The 18,988-nt window shown below is 74.4% G+C and carries 3 protein-coding genes; all 3 read left to right on the forward strand.

The genetic code is table 11. From position 1 onward, the window contains the following. The first annotated feature begins 16 nt into the window (after positions 1–16). The gene (locus tag OG737_RS24820) at positions 17–10,414 is read left to right on the forward strand and encodes a type I polyketide synthase (RefSeq protein WP_328928357.1); all 10,398 of its coding nucleotides are present in this window, start codon (positions 17–19) and stop codon (positions 10,412–10,414) included. A 241-nt stretch (positions 10,415–10,655) separates the two neighbouring features. Continuing rightward, positions 10,656–13,967 (forward strand): beta-ketoacyl synthase N-terminal-like domain-containing protein, encoded by a 3,312-nt coding sequence (locus tag OG737_RS24825; RefSeq protein WP_328928358.1) that lies wholly within the window; start codon positions 10,656–10,658, stop codon positions 13,965–13,967. Between the two features lie 32 nt (positions 13,968–13,999). Beyond that, positions 14,000–18,982, forward strand: coding sequence for a type I polyketide synthase (locus tag OG737_RS24830; RefSeq protein WP_328928359.1), 4,983 nt, complete (start codon positions 14,000–14,002; stop codon positions 18,980–18,982). Positions 18,983–18,988 lie beyond the last annotated feature (6 nt).

The raw sequence follows: 18,988 nt of genomic DNA on the forward strand, positions 1-18,988 counted from the left end.
GAATTATGAGGATGACGTGAGCACATCGGTGGAACAGGTCGTAGCAGCGCTGCGCAAGTCACTCACGGACAACGAGCGGCTGCGCGAGGAGAACGCCCGGCTCACCGCCGCGAGCAACGACCCGATCGCGATCGTGGCCATGGCCTGCCGCTACCCGGGCGGGGCCGGCACGCCGGAGGACCTGTGGCGGCTCGTCGCCGACGGAACGGACGCGGTGTCCGGCTTCCCGGCCGACCGGGGCTGGGATCCGGGCGTCTACGACCCGGAGCCCGGGGTGCCGGGCAAGTCGTACGCCCGCGACGGCGCGTTCCTGTACGAGGCGGCCGAGTTCGACCCGGCGTTCTTCGGGATCAGCCCGCGCGAGGCCCTGACCATGGATCCCCAGCAGCGGCTGCTGCTGGAGATCTCCTGGGAGGCCATCGAGCGGGCCGGGGTCGACCCGGCCACGCTGAAGGGCAGCCGGACCGGTGTGTACGCCGGGGTGATGTACCACGACTACGCGGACGGCAGCGCGGGCAGCTTCGTCTCCGGCCGCACCGCGTACACGCTCGGCCTCGAAGGTCCGGCGGTCACCGTGGACACGGCGTGCTCGTCCTCCCTGGTGGCCCTGCACATGGCGGCGCAGGCGCTGAGGTCGGGGGAGTGCTCCCTGGCACTGGCGGGCGGTGTGACCGTGATGTCCACGCCCGACATGCTCGTGTACTTCAGCGGGCAGCGGGGGCTCGCGCCCGACGGCCGCTGCAAGCCGTTCGCTGCGGCCGCGGACGGCACGGGCTGGGGCGAGGGCGCGGGCGTCCTGCTGCTGGAGCGGCTCTCCGACGCCCGGCGCAACGGGCACCCGGTGCTCGCGCTGGTCAGCGGCTCAGCCGTCAACCAGGACGGCGCGTCCAGCGCCATGACCGTCCCCAACGGTCCGGCGCAGCAGCGGGTCATCCGCCAGGCCCTGGCGGACGCCGGGATATCGGCGGCCGAGGTCGACGCGGTCGAGGCCCACGGCACCGGAACCCGGCTGGGCGACCCCATCGAAGCGCAGGCGCTGCTGGCCACGTACGGGCGGGGGCGTTCTCCGGAGCGGCCGTTGTGGCTGGGCTCCGTCAAGTCCAACTTCGGTCACACGCAGGCCGCGGCGGGTGTCGCGGGCATCATCAAGATGGTCATGGCGATGCGGCACGCAGTGCTGCCGCGGACCCTGCACGTGGACGCGCCCTCGGACCAGGTCGACTGGTCGGCGGGGAACGTGGAACTGCTCACCGAGGCCCGGGAATGGCAGGCCGGGGGCCGGCCGCGGCGCGCGGGGATCTCCTCGTTCGGGCTGAGCGGTACCAACGCGCACGTGATCGTGGAGCAGGCGCCGGCCGCGGAGCCGGCGTCCGAGGAGGTGACCGCGGGATCGCTGCCGCCGGTGGTGCCGTGGCCGGTGTCGGCGAAGACCGCGCAGGCCCTGGCGGACCAGGCGACCGGCCTCCTCGGGAGAGTGGGCGACGCAGGGCTCCGGCCGGTGGACGTCGGCCACTCCCTGGCGGCCTCCCGCACCCTGTTCGAACACCGGGCGGTGGTCGTCGGCGACCCCGAGCGCGGCCTCGCCGCCCTCGCGGCGGGCGAGGAACACCCCGGCGTGGTGACCGGCGAGGCACGGACCGGCGGGCGGACCGCCTTCCTCTTCACGGGGCAGGGTGCGCAGCGGCTGGGGATGGGGCGGGAGTTGTACGCGTCCTTCCCGGTGTTCGCCGAGGCGTTCGACGCGGTGTGTGCGGAGGTCGACCCGCATCTGGGGCGGTCGTTGTGTGAGGTGGTGTGGGGTGAGGATCCGGAGGCGTTGAACGCGACGGCGATCACGCAGCCGGCGTTGTTCGCGCTTGAGGTGGCGTTGTTCCGGCTGGTCGAGGCGTGGGGCGTGAAGCCCGACGTGGTCGCCGGGCATTCGATCGGTGAGCTGGCCGCCGCCCACGCGGTGGGGGTGCTGTCGCTCGCTGACGCGGCCCGGCTGGTCGTGGCGCGTGGCCGTCTGATGCAGGCACTGCCCGCGGGTGGCGCGATGCTCGCCGTGCAGGCCACCGAGGACGAGGTGCTGCCGCTGCTGGGCGACGGTGTCGGTATCGCGGCGGTCAACGGGCCGGAATCCGTGGTCGTTTCGGGTGTGGAGGCTGCGGTCCTGGCCGTGGGTGAGCACTTCACCGCGGCCGGACGCAAGACCAGCCGACTGTCGGTGTCGCACGCTTTCCATTCCTCGCTGATGGGCCCGATGCTGGACGAATTCCGGGCCGTGGCAGGGCAGTTGACGTACGCCGAGCCGCGGATCGCGGTCGTGTCCACGGTGACGGGTGAGCCGAGCCAGGCGTGGCGGTCGCCCGAGTACTGGGTCGGGCAGGTGCGCGAGGCCGTCCGCTTCGCCGACGCCGTGCGCACCCTGGAACAACAGGGCGTGACCCGCTTCCTGGAGATCGGCCCCGACGGCATCCTCACCGGACTCGCCCAGCAGAGCGCCGCCTCCGAGAAGGCGGTCCTCGTACCCGCCCTGCGCCGCAGCCGCCCCGAGCCCGAAGCGCTGGTCGCAGCCCTCGCCCAGCTGCACGTGGACGGCGTACGCGTCGACTGGCAGGCGTACTACGCAGGCACCGGCGCCCAGCGCGTCGACCTCCCCACCTACCCCTTCCAGCGCACCCGCTTCTGGATCGACGCGGTGCGGTCGGCGACGGCCCACGCGCACCCGCTGCTCGGCGCGGTGGTGACCCTGGCCGACTCCGGCGGCGCCGTCCTCACCGGACGGCTGGCCGTCGCAGCGCAGCCGTGGCTCGCCGACCACGTGGTGCGGGACGCGATCCTCTTCCCCGGCTCGGGATTCGTGGAACTGGCGATCCGCGCGGGCGACCACGCGGGCTGCGACGTCCTCGAAGAGCTCGCTCTGCACGCGCCCCTCGTACTCCCCGAGGGCGGTGCCGTCGCCGTACAGGTGGTCGTCGGCGCGGCCGACGGGACCGGGCGCCGCACGGTCGGGGTGTACGCGCGGGACGAGAGCCTCCCGGACTCCGACTGGATCCTGCACGCGGAAGGCGTACTGGCAGAAGGCGCGGACACGCCCGCCTTCGACCTGGCCACCGCCTGGCCCCCGCCGGGCGCGGTTCCGCTCCCCCTCGACGGCGCGTACGAGGCCCTGAGCGCGCGCGGTCTCGCCTACGGGCCGGCCTTCCAGGGCCTGACCGCCGCCTGGCGGCTCGACGGAGCCGTCTACGCCGAGGTGACGCTGGGCCAGGACGTGGAGGCGCACGCGTACGGGCTGCACCCGGCGCTGCTGGACGCCTCGATGCACGCCGCACTGGTGGACGGCGCCGACGGCGACGACGGCGCCACGGTCCTGCCGTTCGTCTGGAAGGACGTCCGGCTGTTCGCGGCCGGCACCTCGGCGGCCCGCGTACGGATTTCCCGGCCCACCCCGCAGAGCCTCTCCCTGGAGATCGCGGACGCGGGCGGCGCCCCGGTCGCGGCGGTCGGCGGTGTCGTCGGCCGCGCCGTGGAGGAGTCCGGGACCGGCGGCCCTGCCGCGGACCCGCTCTACCGCGTCGTATGGCAGCCTGCGGCCGAAGCCGCCTCGCCGGGGGAGTGGACGCGGTGGGAGGACGTGCCCGCCGAGGGCCCGGTAGGCGACACGGTCGTCCTGGAGTGCGCGGTGACCGGCGAGGACGTGCCGTCCGCCGTCCACGCCCTCACCGGCCGGGTCCTGGAGGTGCTGCAGACGTGGCTGGCCGACCAGAGGTTCGCCGCGTCGACCCTCGTGGTCGTCACGCGCGGTGCGGTCGCGGTCGGTGACGGCGATCCGGTCGACGTGCGGCAGGCACCGGTATGGGGCCTGGTGCGGGCGGCGCAGGCGGAGAACCCCGGCCGGTTCGTGCTCCTGGACACGCAGGACGGGGCCGAGGGCTCCGGCCTCCTGCGGGCCCAGGGCGAACCGGAGTCGGCCGTGCGCGACGGCCGGGTACTGGTTCCCCGGCTGGTCCGGGTCGCGGCCGCGGCCGGACCCGAGACCGTGTGGGACCCGGACGGGACGGTCCTCATCACCGGCGGCACCGGCGGCCTGGGCGCCCTGGTGGCCGGGCACCTGGCGGCAGAGCGCGGGGTCCGGCACCTGCTGCTGGCCGGCCGGCGCGGCGCGGACGCGCCGGGCGTCACCGAACTCGTCGCCGGACTGGAGGAGTTGGGCGCGAGCGTCTCGGTCGCCGCGTGCGACGTGTCCGACCGGGACGCCCTTGCGGCGCTCCTGGCCGGGGTGGATCCCGCGCACCCGCTGCGCGGAGTCGTCCACGCGGCGGGCGTACTCGACGACGCGATGATCACCTCGCTCACCGCCGAACGCGTGACCGGCGTCCTCGCCCCCAAGGCGGATGCCGCCTGGCACCTGCACGAGCTGACCGAAGGCCTCGGCCTCACCGCGTTCGTCCTCTTCTCGTCCATCGCCGGCACCCTCGGCTCGACGGGACAGGGCAACTACGCGGCCGCCAACGCCTTCCTCGATGCCCTGGCCGCCCACCGCCGCTCCGGCGGACTCGCCGCCGTCTCCATGGCCTTCGGGCTGTGGGACACCGCGGGCGGCATGGGCACCCGGCTCGGCGCCGCCGAACTGGAGCGGATGCGGCAGGCGGGCACCCCCGCCATCCCAGCCGACAGCGGCCTCGCCCTCTTCGACGCCGCGCTGCGATCGGGCGCCGCCGCCACCGTGCCGGTCCGCCTGGACCTCGGCGTGCTGCGCGCGCACGCCGACGGGATCCCCGCCCTGCTGCTCGGCCTCGTACGCACCCCCGGACGCCGGACGACCCGTACCGGGTCCGGCTCCCCGGCACTGCGCGGCAGGCTCGCCGGTCTGAGCGGAGCGGACCGCGCCGCTGCCGTGCTCGACCTGGTCCGTACGACGGTCGCGACGGTCCTGGGACACGCCTCGGGCGACGCCATCGAACCCGGGCGCGCCTTCGACGAGCTGGGCTTCGACTCGCTGACCGCCGTCGAACTGCGCAACCGGCTCGACTCGGCCACCGGACTGCGACTTCCGGCCACGCTGATCTTCGATTACCCGACGGCCGAAGCGGCCGCGACGTACGTGCGGGAACTCCTGGACGGCACCCCGGACGCGGGCTCCGCGCAGGGGGCGGCCGTCGCCGTCCGCGCCACGGACGACGACCCGATCGTGATCGTCGGCATGGCCTGCCGCTACCCGGGCGGGGTGACCACGCCGGACGGCCTGTGGCGGCTGGTCGCCGACGGCGTGGACGCGATCGCCCCCCTGCCCGACGACCGGGGCTGGGACCCCGGCGTCTACGACCCGGAACCCGGCGTGCCGGGCAAGTCGTACGCCCGCGACGGAGGCTTCCTCTACGACGCGGCCGAGTTCGACCCGGCCTTCTTCGGGATCAGCCCGCGCGAGGCGCTGACCATGGACCCGCAGCAGCGGCTGCTGCTGGAGATCTCTTGGGAGGCCATCGAGCGCGCGGGAGTCGACCCGGGCGTACTCAAGGGCAGCCGGACGGGTGTCTACGCCGGTGTGATGTACCACGACTACGCGGGCGGCACGGCGGGCAGTCTCGTCTCCGGCCGGGTCGCCTACACCCTGGGGCTGGAGGGGCCCGCCGTCACCGTGGACACGGCGTGCTCGTCCTCGCTGGTCGCACTGCACATGGCGGCGCAGGCGCTGAGATCGGGCGAGTGCTCCCTGGCCCTGGCGGGCGGTGTGACCGTGATGTCCACGCCCGACATGCTCGTGTACTTCAGCGAGCAGCGCGGCCTGTCCATGGACGGCCGGTGCAAGTCCTTCGGCGCGGGCGCGGACGGTACCGGCTGGGGCGAGGGCGCCGGAATGCTGCTGCTGGAGCGGCTTTCGGACGCTCGGCGCAACGGGCACCCGGTCCTGGCGACGGTGCGGGGTTCGGCGCTGAACCAGGACGGTGCGTCGAACGGTCTGACCGCGCCGAACGGGCCCGCGCAGCAGCGGGTGATCCGCCAGGCCCTGGCGGACGCCGGTCTGTCGGCGGCCGAGGTGGACGCGGTGGAGGCGCACGGTACGGGCACCCGGCTGGGCGACCCGATCGAGGCGCAGGCGCTGCTGGCGACGTACGGCCAGGGGCGGGCCGAGGGGCAGCCGCTGTGGCTGGGCTCCGTCAAGTCCAACTTCGGTCACACGCAGGCGGCCGCCGGTGTCGCGGGCATCATCAAGATGGTGATGGCGATGCGGCACGGTGTGCTGCCGCCGACCCTCCACGCCGAGGAGCGCTCGGACCAGATCGACTGGTCGGCGGGTGACGTGGAACTGCTGACCGAGGCGCGCGAGTGGGACGCTACGGACCGGCCGCGCCGGGCCGCCGTCTCCTCGTTCGGGCTGAGCGGGACGAACGCGCACGTGATCGTCGAGGAGGCGCCGCGGGAAGCCGTGGCCGAAGCCGCCGGCGAGCCGGGGGCCGGACTGCCCGTCGTGCCGTGGGTGTTGTCGGCGAAGTCCGCGAAGGCGCTGGCCGGCCAGGCCGAGCGGCTGCTCGCGGTGGCGGACGCGTACCGCCCCGAGGACATCGGGCACGCACTCGCCACCTCGCGCGGTGCCATGGAGCACCGGGCGGTGATCGTGGGCGACGACCGCCCGGGTGCACTGGCGGCGCTGGCCGCGGGGCAGCAGTACCCGGGGGTGGTCAGCGGGGCGGTGGCGAAGGGCCGGACGGCGTTCCTGTTCACGGGGCAGGGTGCGCAGTGGCTGGGGATGGGGCGGGAGTTGTACGTGTCCTTCCCGGTGTTCGCCGAGGCTTTCGACGCGGTGTGTGCGGAGGTCGACGGGCATCTGGGGTGCTCGTTGCGTGAGGTGGTGTGGGGTGGGGACGCGGAGGCGTTGAACGCGACGGCGATCACCCAGCCGGCGTTGTTCGCGCTTGAGGTGGCGTTGTTCCGGCTGGTCGAGGCGTGGGGTGTGAAGCCCGATGTGGTGGCCGGTCATTCGATCGGTGAGCTGGCGGCGGCGCATGTCGCCGGTGTGTTGTCGTTGGCGGATGCGGCTCAACTTGTGGTGGCGCGTGGCCGTCTGATGCAGGCGCTGCCTGCGGGTGGTGCGATGCTGGCCGTGCAGGCCACGGAGGCGGAGGTGCTGCCGCTGCTGTCCGATGGTGTCGGTGTCGCGGCGGTGAACGGTCCGCAGTCGGTGGTGGTCTCGGGTGTCGAGGCCGGGGTGCTGGCCGTGGGTGAGCACTTCTCGGCGGCGGGTCGCAAGACCAGCCGTCTGTCGGTGTCGCACGCGTTCCACTCGGCTCTGATGGACCCGATGCTGGACGAATTCCGTTCCGTAGCCGATGGGTTGAGTTTCGCGGAGCCCCGTATCCCGGTGGTCTCCACGGTCTCGGGTGAGCTGTCGGAGGCGTGGCAGTCGCCCGAGTACTGGGTCGGGCAGGTCCGTGAGGCCGTCCGTTTCGCCGACGCGGTGCTCGCGCTGGAGCAGCAGGGTGTGACCCGGTTCCTGGAGATCGGCCCGGACGGGATCCTGACCGGCCTCGCCGCGCAGAGCCTGGACGACGCCGTGCTCGTCGCGGCCGTGCGCAAGAACCGCTCCGAGCCGGAGACCCTGGTCGCCGCCGTGGCCCAGCTCCACGTCCACGGCGTGGCCGTCGACTGGGAGGCGTTCCACGCCGGTACCGGCGCCCGCCGCGTCGACCTGCCCACCTACGCCTTCCAGCGCACCCGCTACTGGATGACGGCCCCTTCGGCGGCCGGCGGAACTGCCGACGCCGGGCAGGTCGCGATCGACCACCCCGTGCTGCGCGCCGCCGTCGAGCTGCCCGACGACGGGGGAGCGGTACTCACCGGCCGGCTGTCCGCGAGCAGCCACGGCTGGATCGCCGATCACGAGGTCCTGGGAAGCGTCCTGCTGCCGGGTACCGGCTTCGTGGAGCTGGCGGTACGCGCCGGCGACCAGGTGGGCTGCGGACTGCTCGAAGAACTCACCCTGCAGGCTCCGCTGATCCTGCCCGACCGGGGCGGCATCGCCGTCCAGGTCGTCGTCGGCCCGGCCGACGGGACGGGGCGCCGGACCGTTGCGGTCCACTCGCGCGCCGACGACCAGCCGGACCTGCCGTGGACCCGCCACGCCGAAGGCGTGCTGTCCTCGCCGCCCGCCGATGCCGGGGAGGCGCTCACCAACTGGCCGCCGACGGGAGCCGAGGCGCTTCCCGTGTCCGCCGCCTACCCGGACCTCGCCGCCGTCGGCTATCACTACGGGCCGACGTTCCAAGGCCTCAAGGCGGCCTGGCGGCTGGGCGACGCCCTCTACGCCGAGGTCGCCCTGCCGGAGCGGGCCCACGAGGACGCCGCCCGGTTCGGGCTCCACCCCGCCCTGCTCGACGCGGCCATGCACGTCGGCCTGCTCGGCATTCCGGGCCGCGAAGGCGGCGGACAGACCCTGCTGCCCTTCGCCTGGAACGGTGTCGCACTGCATGCCCCGGGAGCCAAGGCCCTGCGGGTGCGGATCACCCCCGTCGCCCAGCAGGACGGCCTCTCGCTCACCGTCGCCGACGAGCACGGCAATCCCGTGCTGTCGGTCGAGTCCCTGCTCTCCCGGCCCGTGTCGCCGGAACAGCTGACCGCCGGCACCGGAAACGCGCTGCTCCACGTGGAGTGGCAGCCCGCGCCGCCGCCCGCTCCGGCCGCCGCGCCCGAGGCCGTGGTCCTGGACTGCGCCGAGGTGCCGGCCACCGCCGACGTGCTGGCGGACGTACGGACCCACGCGCAGCGGGTCCTGACAGCGGTGCAGGAGTGGCTGGCGGACGACCGCGCCGAGGGCGCGGTGCTGGCGGTGGTCACGCGGGGTGCGGTGGCCGTCGGCGACGGAGAAGCCGTCGATGTGCGGCAGGCTCCGGTGTGGGGTCTGGTGCGCGCGGCGCAGGCGGAGAACCCGGGCCGGTTCGTGCTGGTGGACACCGACGGGTCGGTCGATCTCGGCGCGGCCCTGTCCCAGGGCGAGCCGGAGTCGGCCGTACGCGCCGGTGGACTGCTGGTTCCGCGGCTGTCGCGGTTGACGGCCGACGCGGATGACACCGGGCCCGCGTGGGACAGCACGGGGACGGTTCTGATCACCGGCGGTACCGGCGGCCTGGGCGCCCTGGTGGCCCGCCACCTCGTCGCCGAGCACGGGGTGCGTCATCTGCTGCTGGCCGGCAGGCGGGGCGCGGACGCGCCCGGCGTCGGCGAACTCGTCGCCGACCTGACGGGGGCGGGTGCGCGGGTCGCGGTCGCGGCCTGCGATGTCGCGGACCGGGAGGCGCTCGCCGCCCTCCTGGACGGTGTGGATCCGGCGGCTCCGCTGTCGGGTGTGGTGCATGTCGCGGGTGTCGCGGACAACGGTGTGGTCGGTGCGCTCACTCCCGAGCGCATGGACGCCGTGCTGCGTCCGAAGGCGGACGCGGCCTGGCATCTGCACGAGCTGACCCGGGGCCTGGACCTGTCGGCGTTCGTCATGTTCTCGTCGGCGGGCGGTCTGGTGCTGGCGGCCGGTCAGGGCAATTACGCGGCCGCCAACGTCTTCCTCGACGCGCTCGCGGCTCACCGCCGCGCGGAGGGGCTGGCGGCCACCGCGATGGCCTTCGGCCTCTGGGACGTCAGCACCGGCATGGCCGCCCACCTCACCGAAGCGGACCTGGAGCGCATGCGCCGCGCCGGCACGCCCGCCCTGTCGGAGGAGGAAGCGCTCGCCCTGTTCGACGCCTCACTGGCGTCGGGCAGGCCGGTGACCGTCCCGCTCCAGGTGGACACGGCCGCGTTGCGTACCCGGAGTGACGAACTGCCCGCCTTGCTCCGGGGGTTGGTCCCGGCCACGCGCAAGCGGGCCGCGGCGGGGCCGGCGTCCACGGGCGGCGCCCCGCTGGCCGACCGCATCGCAGGGCACGACGAGGAGGAGCGGAATCGGATCATCCTGGACGTCGTACGGGGCCACGCGGCGGCCGTACTCGGTCACGCTTCCGGCGACGCCATCGAACCCGACCGTGCCTTCGGCGAGTTGGGCTTCGACTCGCTCGGCTCGGTCGAGCTGCGCAATCAGCTGAACGCGGCCAGTGGGCTGCGGCTGCCCGCCACGCTGATCTTCGACTATCCGAGTGCGGCGGAGGTCGCCGCCTACATCGCCGAGCGCCTCGTGCCCGCCGTACCCGCATCGGGGGTGGAGTCCGACCTGGAAAGGCTGGAGTCCCTCCTGATGACCGCCGCCCCGCCCGCCGGCCCCGGCAGGGCGCGGCTGGCCGAGCGGCTGCGGGAGCTGGCCGGCCGGCTCGACGGACCGTTGATGGACGCCCAGGGGTATGCCACGCCGGAGATCCCGGACCGTGGCCAGGAGGACCTGAACGAGGTCACCGCGGACGAGCTGTTCGACATCCTCGACAACGAGCTCGGCACCCCCGCGACCCCCTGACCGCCTGACCCGAGGCGGATCGGCGTCACCCCGGGCCGGGGTGCGTGACAGCTGCACGACAGCCGTCACGCACCCCGGCCTTTCACGCGTTCTCCCCCTCGTCCGCGGGCTCCCGCGGCAGGGGTGGGTTAAGGGTAGGCCGCCCTTCCGGCAGCTCAGTAGCGTTCCAACCGATCAACTGAACGGCCAGGTACGACACATGAGTCGCCACGGTATGTCCGACCAGAGGGAGTAGGTCTCGGTGAGCAACGAGGAGCGGCTTCTCGAGTATCTGAAGCGGGCCACGTCCGACCTGCGTGACGCCCGTCGCCGCCTCGCCGAGGCCGAGAGCCGCCGCCCTTCCCACCACGGCGACCCGATCGTCATCGTGGGGATGGGCTGCCGCTACCCGGGCGGGGTGACCACCCCGGAGGAGCTGTGGCAGCTCGTCTCCGGAGGCGTCGACGCCATCGGCGGGTTCCCGGAGGACCGCGGCTGGGACCCGGAGGTCTACGACCCGGAGCCGGGCACGCCGGGCAAGACGTACGCCCGTGAAGGCGGATTCCTTTACGACGCCGCAGAGTTCGACCCGGTGTTCTTCGGGATCAGCCCGAACGAGGCACTGATGACGGACCCGCAGCAGCGGCTGCTGCTGGAGGTGTCCTGGGAGGCCATCGAGCGGGCCGGCATCGACCCCACCACCCTCAAGGGCAGTTCGACCGGCGTGTTCGCCGGTGTGATGTACCACGACTACGCCCTGGGCCGGGAGCCCGGCAGCACCACCGCGGGCAGCGTGGTCTCGGGGCGGGTCGCCTACACGCTGGGTCTGGAAGGCCCGGCGGTGAGCGTGGACACGGCGTGCTCGTCGTCCCTCGTCGCCCTGCACATGGCGGCCCAGGCGCTGCGGTCGGGCGAGTGCGATCTCGCCCTGGCCGGCGGGGTCACCGTCATGTCCACGCCGGACATGTTCGTCTACTTCAGCACCCAGCAGGGCCTGGCCGCCGACGGCCGGTCCAAGTCGTTCGCCGCCTCGGCGGACGGCGTCGCCTGCTCGGAAGGCGCCGGGGTGCTGCTGCTGGAGCGGCTCTCGGACGCGCGGCGCAACGGACACAACGTGCTGGCCGTGGTCCGGGGTTCGGCGCTGAACCAGGACGGCGCGTCCAACGGTCTGACCGCCCCGAACGGCCCGGCGCAGCAGCGGGTGATCCGCCGCGCACTGGCGGATGCCGGGCTGTCGGCGGCCGAGGTCGACGCGGTCGAGGCACACGGCACGGGCACGACCCTCGGTGACCCGATCGAAGCGCAGGCCCTGCTGGAGACGTACGGGCAGAACCGGCCCGAGGACCGGCCGCTGTGGCTGGGGTCCATCAAGTCGAACATGGGGCACAGCCAGGCGGCGGCGGGTGTCGCGGGCGTCATCAAGATGGTGATGGCCCTGCGCCACGGCGTTCTGCCGCCGACCCTGCACGTGGACGAGCCCTCGGACCAGGTCGACTGGTCGGCGGGCAGCGTGGAACTGCTCACCGAGGCCCGGAAGTGGGAGGCCGGGGCCGGTGTGCGGCGGGCGGGGATCTCGTCGTTCGGCATCAGCGGGACGAACGCCCACGTGATCGTCGAGGAGGCGCCCGCAGGCGCCGGGGAGCCGGCTGTGCGGGCCGCAGTCCCCGTCGCGCCGTGGGTGATGTCGGCGAAGACCCCGCAGGCGCTGGCCGCGCAGGCCGAGCGCCTGCGGGGAGCGGACGTCGACGAGGCCGGAGCGGTCGACGTCGGACTCTCCCTGGCCGCCTCGCGCACCGCCTTCGCCCACCGGGCGGTGGTGGTGGGTGACCGCGGCAGCGGGCTCGCCGCGCTCGCGTCGGGCGAGGAGTCGCCCGGCGTGGTGACCGGGCAGATCCGGCGAGGTGGCCGTACGGCGTTCCTGTTCACGGGACAGGGCGCCCAGCGGCTGGGGATGGGCCGCGAACTGTACGCGTCCTTCCCGGTGTTCGCCGAGGCGTTCGACGCGGTGTGTGCGGAGGTCGACCCGCATCTGGGGCGGTCGTTGCGTGAGGTGGTGTGGGGTGAGGATCCGGAGGCGTTGAACGCGACGGCGATCACCCAGCCGGCGTTGTTCGCGCTTGAGGTGGCGTTGTTCCGGCTGGTCGAGGCGTGGGGTGTGAAGCCCGATGTGGTGGCCGGTCATTCGATCGGTGAGCTGGCCGCCGCCCACGCGGTGGGGGTGCTGTCGCTCGCTGACGCGGCCCGGCTGGTCGTGGCGCGTGGCCGTCTGATGCAGGCACTGCCTGCGGGTGGCGCGATGCTGGCCGTGCAGGCCACCGAGGGCGAGGTGCTGCCGCTGCTGGGCGACGGTGTCGGGATCGCGGCGGTCAACGGGCCGGAATCCGTGGTGGTTTCGGGTGTGGAGGCTGCGGTCCTGGCGCTCGGCGGGCATGTCGAGGCGGCGGGTCGCAAGACCAGCAGGCTGTCCGTCTCGCACGCGTTCCATTCCTCGCTGATGGATCCGATGCTCGACGAGTTCCGGGCCGTCGCCGGGGAGCTGGCGTACGGGGAGCCGCGGGTCGCGGCCGTCTCGACCGTGACGGGTGACCGGTCCGGTGCGGACTGGGAGTCGCCCGAGTACTGGGTCGGCCAGGTCCGCGAAGCCGTCCGCTTCGCCGACGCCGTGCGCACGCTGGAGCAGGAAGGCGTCACCCGGTTCCTGGAGATCGGGCCCGACGGGATCCTCACCGGACTCGCCAGCCAGAGCCTCGACGGCGACGACAGCGCCCGCGCCGTCCTCGTACCCGTCCTGCGCAGGAACCGTCCCGAGCCGGAGACCCTGGTCACGGCCCTCGCGCAACTGCACGTGGACGGCGTACGCGTCGACTGGGAGGCGTACTACGCCGGCACCGGCGCCCAGCGCGTCGACCTGCCCACCTACCCCTTCCAGCGCACCCGCTACTGGGTCGACGCCGCGGGTTCCACAGCCGCCCCCGTCGCCCCGCCCGCCCACGACGTCCCCTCGGCCGAGGAGTCCCGGGAGGCCGCCGAGGCCCTGCGGGCCAAGCTCGACGGGGCCGACGCCGCCGAGAGCGGCCGGATCCTGCTGGCGCTGGTGCGTACGCATGTCGCGGCCGTCCTCGGCTACACGTCCGCCACCACCGTGGAGGCCGACCTCGCCTTCCGTGACATGGGCTTCGACTCGCTGGCCGCCGTGGAACTGCGCAAGCGGCTCACCGCGGCGAGCGGATGCGACCTGCCCGCCACCCTGATCTTCGACTACCCGACCCCCCGGGCCGCCGCCGCCCACCTCGGCGAGCGGATGGAGGCCCAGCCCGTGGGCGGTGATCCGGCCGCCGCCGCGCTGGCCGAACTCGACCGCATCGAGGCCGTGCTCACCGGATTCCCCGCAACCGGCGGGGACACCGAGGTCATCGGCGCCCGCGCCGACGCGATCACCGCCCGGCTGGAGGCCGTCGTACGCCGCTGGCGCGACGCCCGGGGCGCCGGACCCGCCGACGACGGCCCCGACTTCGAAACGGTCACCGACGAGGAGCTGTTCGACGTGCTCGACAGCGAATTCGGCATCTCCTAGCCAGCGATCAGCTCTAGATTGGTTGAGGTTCGATGAGCAACGACGAGAAGCTCCGGGACTATCTCAAGCGCGCCACCACGGAACTCCAGCGCACCAGGCGCCAGTTGCGGGAGGCCGAGGAGCAGCACCACGAGCCCGTGGCCATCGTCGCGATGGGTTGCCGTTTCCCGGGCGGCATCACCTCGCCCGAGGAGCTGTGGGACCTGGTGGACGCGGGGCGGGACGCGGTCTCGCTCTTCCCGGACGGCCGCGGCTGGGACATGGACGCCCTGTACGACCCGGAGCCGGCGACGCCCGGCAAGACGTACTGCCGGGAAGGCGGATTCCTCCACGACGCGGGCGAGTTCGACGCCGATTTCTTCAAGATCAGCCCGCGTGAGGCCCGCGACACCGACCCGCAGCAGCGCCTGCTGCTGGAGGTGTCCTGGGAGGCGATCGAACGGGCCGGGATCGACCCCACCTCCCTCAAGGGCAGCCGCACCGGCGTGTTCGCCGGTGTGGTGTACCACGACTACCCGGGCGGCGGCGGTACCGGCGGGCTCGCCAGCGTGGCCTCCGGGCGCGTGGCGTACTCGCTGGGCCTGGAAGGTCCCGCGGTCACCGTGGACACCGCCTGCTCCTCCTCCCTCGTCGCCCTCCACCTCGCCGTCCAGTCGGTGCGGACCGGAGAGTGCACGATGGCGCTCGCCGGCGGAGTGACCGTGATGGCGAGCCCGGACTCGTTCGTCGGCTTCAGCCAGGACCGCGGCCTGGCCCCCGACGGCCGCTGCAAGTCCTTCGCGGCGGCCGCGGACGGCACCACCTGGTCCGAGGGCGCGGGCATGGTCCTCGTCGAGCGGCTGTCCGACGCGCGGCGCAACGGGCACCCGGTCCTCGCCGTCGTCCGCGGTTCGGCGATGAACTCCGACGGCGCCTCCAACGGCCTCACCGCCCCCAACGGGCCGTCCCAGCAGCGGGTCATCCAGCAGGCGCTCGCCTCCGGGCGGCTGACCCCCGCCGACGTCGACGCCGTCGAGGCGCACGGCACCGGAACCACCCTGGGCGACCCGATCGAAGCGCAGGCCCTGCTCGCCGCGTACGGCCGGGAGCGGCCCGCCGACCAGCCGCTGTGGCTGGGATCGTTCAAGTCGAACATCGGCCACTCGCAGGCCGCCGCCGGTGTCGGCGGCGTCATCAAGATGGTGCAGGCCATGCGCCACGGCGTGCTGCCGCGCACCCTGCACGTGGACGAGCCGAGTCCCAACGTCGACTGGAGCGCCGGCAGCGTACGTCTGCTGACCGAGCCGATCGCCTGGCCGGACCGCGGCCACGCCAAGCGCGCCGGGGTGTCGTCCTTCGGCCTGAGCGGCACGAACGTCCACGTCATCGTGGAGGAGGCCCCGGCCCCCGAGGCAGGGTCCGAGCCGGAGGCCGTCGGCGCCGGGACCGTCGGCGCCGGGACCGTCGGCGCCGGGACCGACGTCGGCGCCGTCCAGGACACCCCCCGCCCCCTGCCGTTCCTCGTCTCCGCACGGCGCCGCGAAGCCCTCGCCGCCCAGGCCACCCGCCTCGCCGGTCACGTGGACGCCCACCCGCTCCACCCCCTCGCCGACACGGCCTGGTCCCTGGCCACCACCCGGGGCGCGCTCGAACACCGCGCCGTGGTCGTCGCCGACACCCACGACGAGCTGGCCCGCTCCCTGCGCGGCCTGGCCGCCGACCCGGCACTCCCCGCACCCGGCACGGTCACCGGCATCGCCCGGCCCGACGCGCTGTCCGCCGTCCTGTTCACCGGGCAGGGCGCCCAGCGGCTCGGCATGGGGCGCGAACTGCACGCGGCCCACCCGGTGTTCGCGCGCGCCTTCGACGAGGCGGTCGCCGCCCTCGACGAGCACCTCGACACCCCCCTGCGCGACACCGTGTGGGGCGAGGACGGCGAGCTGCTCGCCGACACCGGCCGTGCCCAGCCCGCCCTGTTCGCCTGCGAGGTGGCCCTCTACCGGCTCATCGAGTCCTGGGGAGTGCGGCCCGACTTCCTCGCCGGCCACTCGATCGGCGAACTGGCCGCCGCCCACGTCAGCGGCGTGCTCACGCTGCCCGACGCCGCCCGCCTCGTCGCGGCCCGCGGCCGGCTCATGCGCGAGCTCCCGCAGGGCGGCGCGATGGTCGCGATCGAGGCCACCGAGGACGAGGTGGACCCGCTCCTCACCGCCGTCACCGGCATCGCCGCACTCAACGGTCCCCGCTCCGTGGTCGTCTCGGGCGAGGAGGCGGAAGTCCTCGCCGTCGCCGGGCACTTCGCCGCCCTGGGACGCAAGACCAAGCGCCTGGCGGTGTCGCACGCCTTCCACTCGCCGCTGATGGAGCCGATGCTCGCCGAGTTCCGCGCCGTCGCCGAGAGCGTCCCGTACGGGACCGCCCGCGTGCCGATCGTCTCCACCGTCACCGGAGAACTGGCCGGAGCGGACGACCTGGCCTCCGCCGACTACTGGGTACGCCACGTCCGCGCGACGGTCCGGTTCTGCGACGCCGTACGGCTCCTCGCGGACAAGGGCGTCCACACCTTCCTGGAACTCGGCCCCGACGCCGCGCTCACCCCGCTCGGCCCCGACTGCCTGGCCGCCGCCCGGACCGAAGACCAGGACGGGGACGGGGACGGGGAGGACCGGCCGGTGTTCGCCGCCGCCTTGCGCCGCGGCCGCGGCGAGGAGCGCGAACTGGCCGGAGCCCTCGCCCTGGCCCACACCCGCGGCGTCCACGTCGACTGGGCCGCCTACTTCACCGCGGCCACCGGATCCCGCCCCCGCCGCGTGGACCTGCCCACCTACGCCTTCCAGCGACGGAACTTCTGGGCGCAGGCGCAGCCCGGCGCGGCCGCCGCCACCGGGCCCGGCACCGACCCGGGAGAGTCCCGGTTCTGGGAGGCCGTGGAGCGCGAGGACACCGCGGGACTCGCCGAACGGCTCGGCCTCGACCCCGCAGCCCTCGCCCCCGTACTGCCCGCGCTCACCACCTGGCGGGCCGGCCGCCGCGAAGCCTCCGCCGTCGACGCGCTGCGCTACCGCGTGGCCTGGGCGCCGGTCGCCGACCCCGCGCCGGCAGCGCCGCTCGACGGCGAATGGCTCGTACTCCACGCACCCGCGCAGGGCCCCCTCGCCGCCCTGCTCGCGGACGCGCTCACCTCGCGCGGCGCGGCGCCCGTACTGCGGGAGACCGGCGGTACCGAGGGCCCCGTCCTCCCGGAGCAGCTCCCCGCGCCCCCGGCCGGGGTACTGAGCCTGCTCGCGCTCGACGACACCCCGCACCCCGGCCACCCCGAGCTCTCCCAGGGCCTCGCGGACACCGTCGCCCTGCTCCAGGAGCTGGCCGCCCGCGACGTCACCGCCCCCGTGTGGTGTGTGACCCGGGGGGCCGTGGCCACGGACGACGCCGACGCGGCGGCCCGGCCCGTACACCCCGCGCAGGCGGCCGTCTGGGGCCTCGGCGCGGCCTTCGCCCTGGAGAGCCCCGGGACATGGGGCGGCCTCGTCGACCTCCCGGCCGGCACCGACCCCGTCGGCATCGACCCGGCCGGCGCGGAAGCCGAACGGATCGCGCTGCGGGTCTGCGACACCCTCTCCGGAGCCACCGGCGAGGACCAGGTCGCCGTCCGGCTCCAAGGCACCTACGCCCGCCGCCTCGTGCGCCCCGCGCAGCCCGACCCGGCCGGGCCGTGGCGGCCCCGCGGCACGGTCCTGGTCACCGGCGGCACCGGAGGGCTCGGCGCGCACGTCGCCCGCATGCTCGCGGCCGACGGCGCCGAACACGTCGTCCTCGTCGGCCGGCGCGGCCCGGACGCCCCGGGAGCCGCGGAACTGGCCGAGGAGCTGCGGGAGTCGGGGGTACGGGTATCCGTCGAGGCGTGCGACATCGCCGACCGCGAAGCCGTACGCACCCTCCTCGCCGGACTCCCCGGCCTCACCGCGGTCATCCACGCGGCCGGACTTCCCCAGCGCATCGCGCCCCTGGGCGAACTGACCCTCGCGGACCTCGCCGACGTGGCCGCGGCCAAGGTCCTCGGCGCCCGCCACCTCGACGAACTCCTCGCGGACACCCCGCTGGACGCCTTCGTCCTCTTCTCCTCCGGCGCAGCCGTGTGGGGCAGCGCCGGGCAGTCCGCCTACGGCAGCGCCAACGCCTACCTCGACGGCCTCGCCCACCGGCGCCGCGCCCGCGGCCTCGCCGCCACCTCCGTGGCCTGGGGCTCCTGGGACGGCGGCATGGTCGACGCCGAACTGGCCGCCGTCATGCGGCGCATCGGAGCGCCCGCGATGCGGCCCGAACTGGCCGTCGGCGCCCTGCGCCGCATCCTGGCCGGCGGGACCTCGCACGCCGTGGTCGCCGAGTTCGACTGGGAGCGCTTCGCCCCCACCTACGTACTCGCCCGCCCGCGCCCCCTCCTCGACGCGCTGCCCGAGGCACGCGCCGCCCTCGCCCCCGATCCGGCACAGTCCGGCGGCGGGGACGGCACGGACCTCGGCGGCCGGCTGGCCGACCTGTCCCAGCCCGAACAGCGGGCGGCCCTGCTCGACCTGGTCCGTACGCACGTGGCGGCGCTGCTCGGCTACGAGGACCCGGCCGAGGTCCCCTCCGACCGCGGCTTCACCGACCTCGGCTTCGACTCGGTCGCCGCCGTTGACCTGCGCACGAGGCTCGTCGCGGCCACCGGCCGCCCCCTGCCCACCAGCATGATCTACGACCACCCCAGCCCCGGGGCGCTCGCGGCCCACCTGTGGTCCGAGCTCTGCCAGGACGACACCGCCGGCGAACTGCCGGTACTGGTGCAGCTGGACCGCCTCGAAGAGGCCGCCGCGGCGCTCGCCGCGGAGGAGATCGAGGCCACCCGCATCACCGCCCGGCTGCAGAGCCTGCTGGCCCGGCTGACCGGAACCCTCGACGCGACGGCCGACGGCGCGCACGGCATCGGCGAACAGCTGGAATCCGCCTCGGCCGACGACGTCTTCGCCTTCATCGACAACGAACTCGGCCTCACCTGACCGACC

Origin of the sequence: Streptomyces sp. NBC_00122 (genome assembly GCF_045160845.1) — a bacterium.
Classification (GTDB): domain Bacteria; phylum Actinomycetota; class Actinomycetes; order Streptomycetales; family Streptomycetaceae; genus Streptomyces.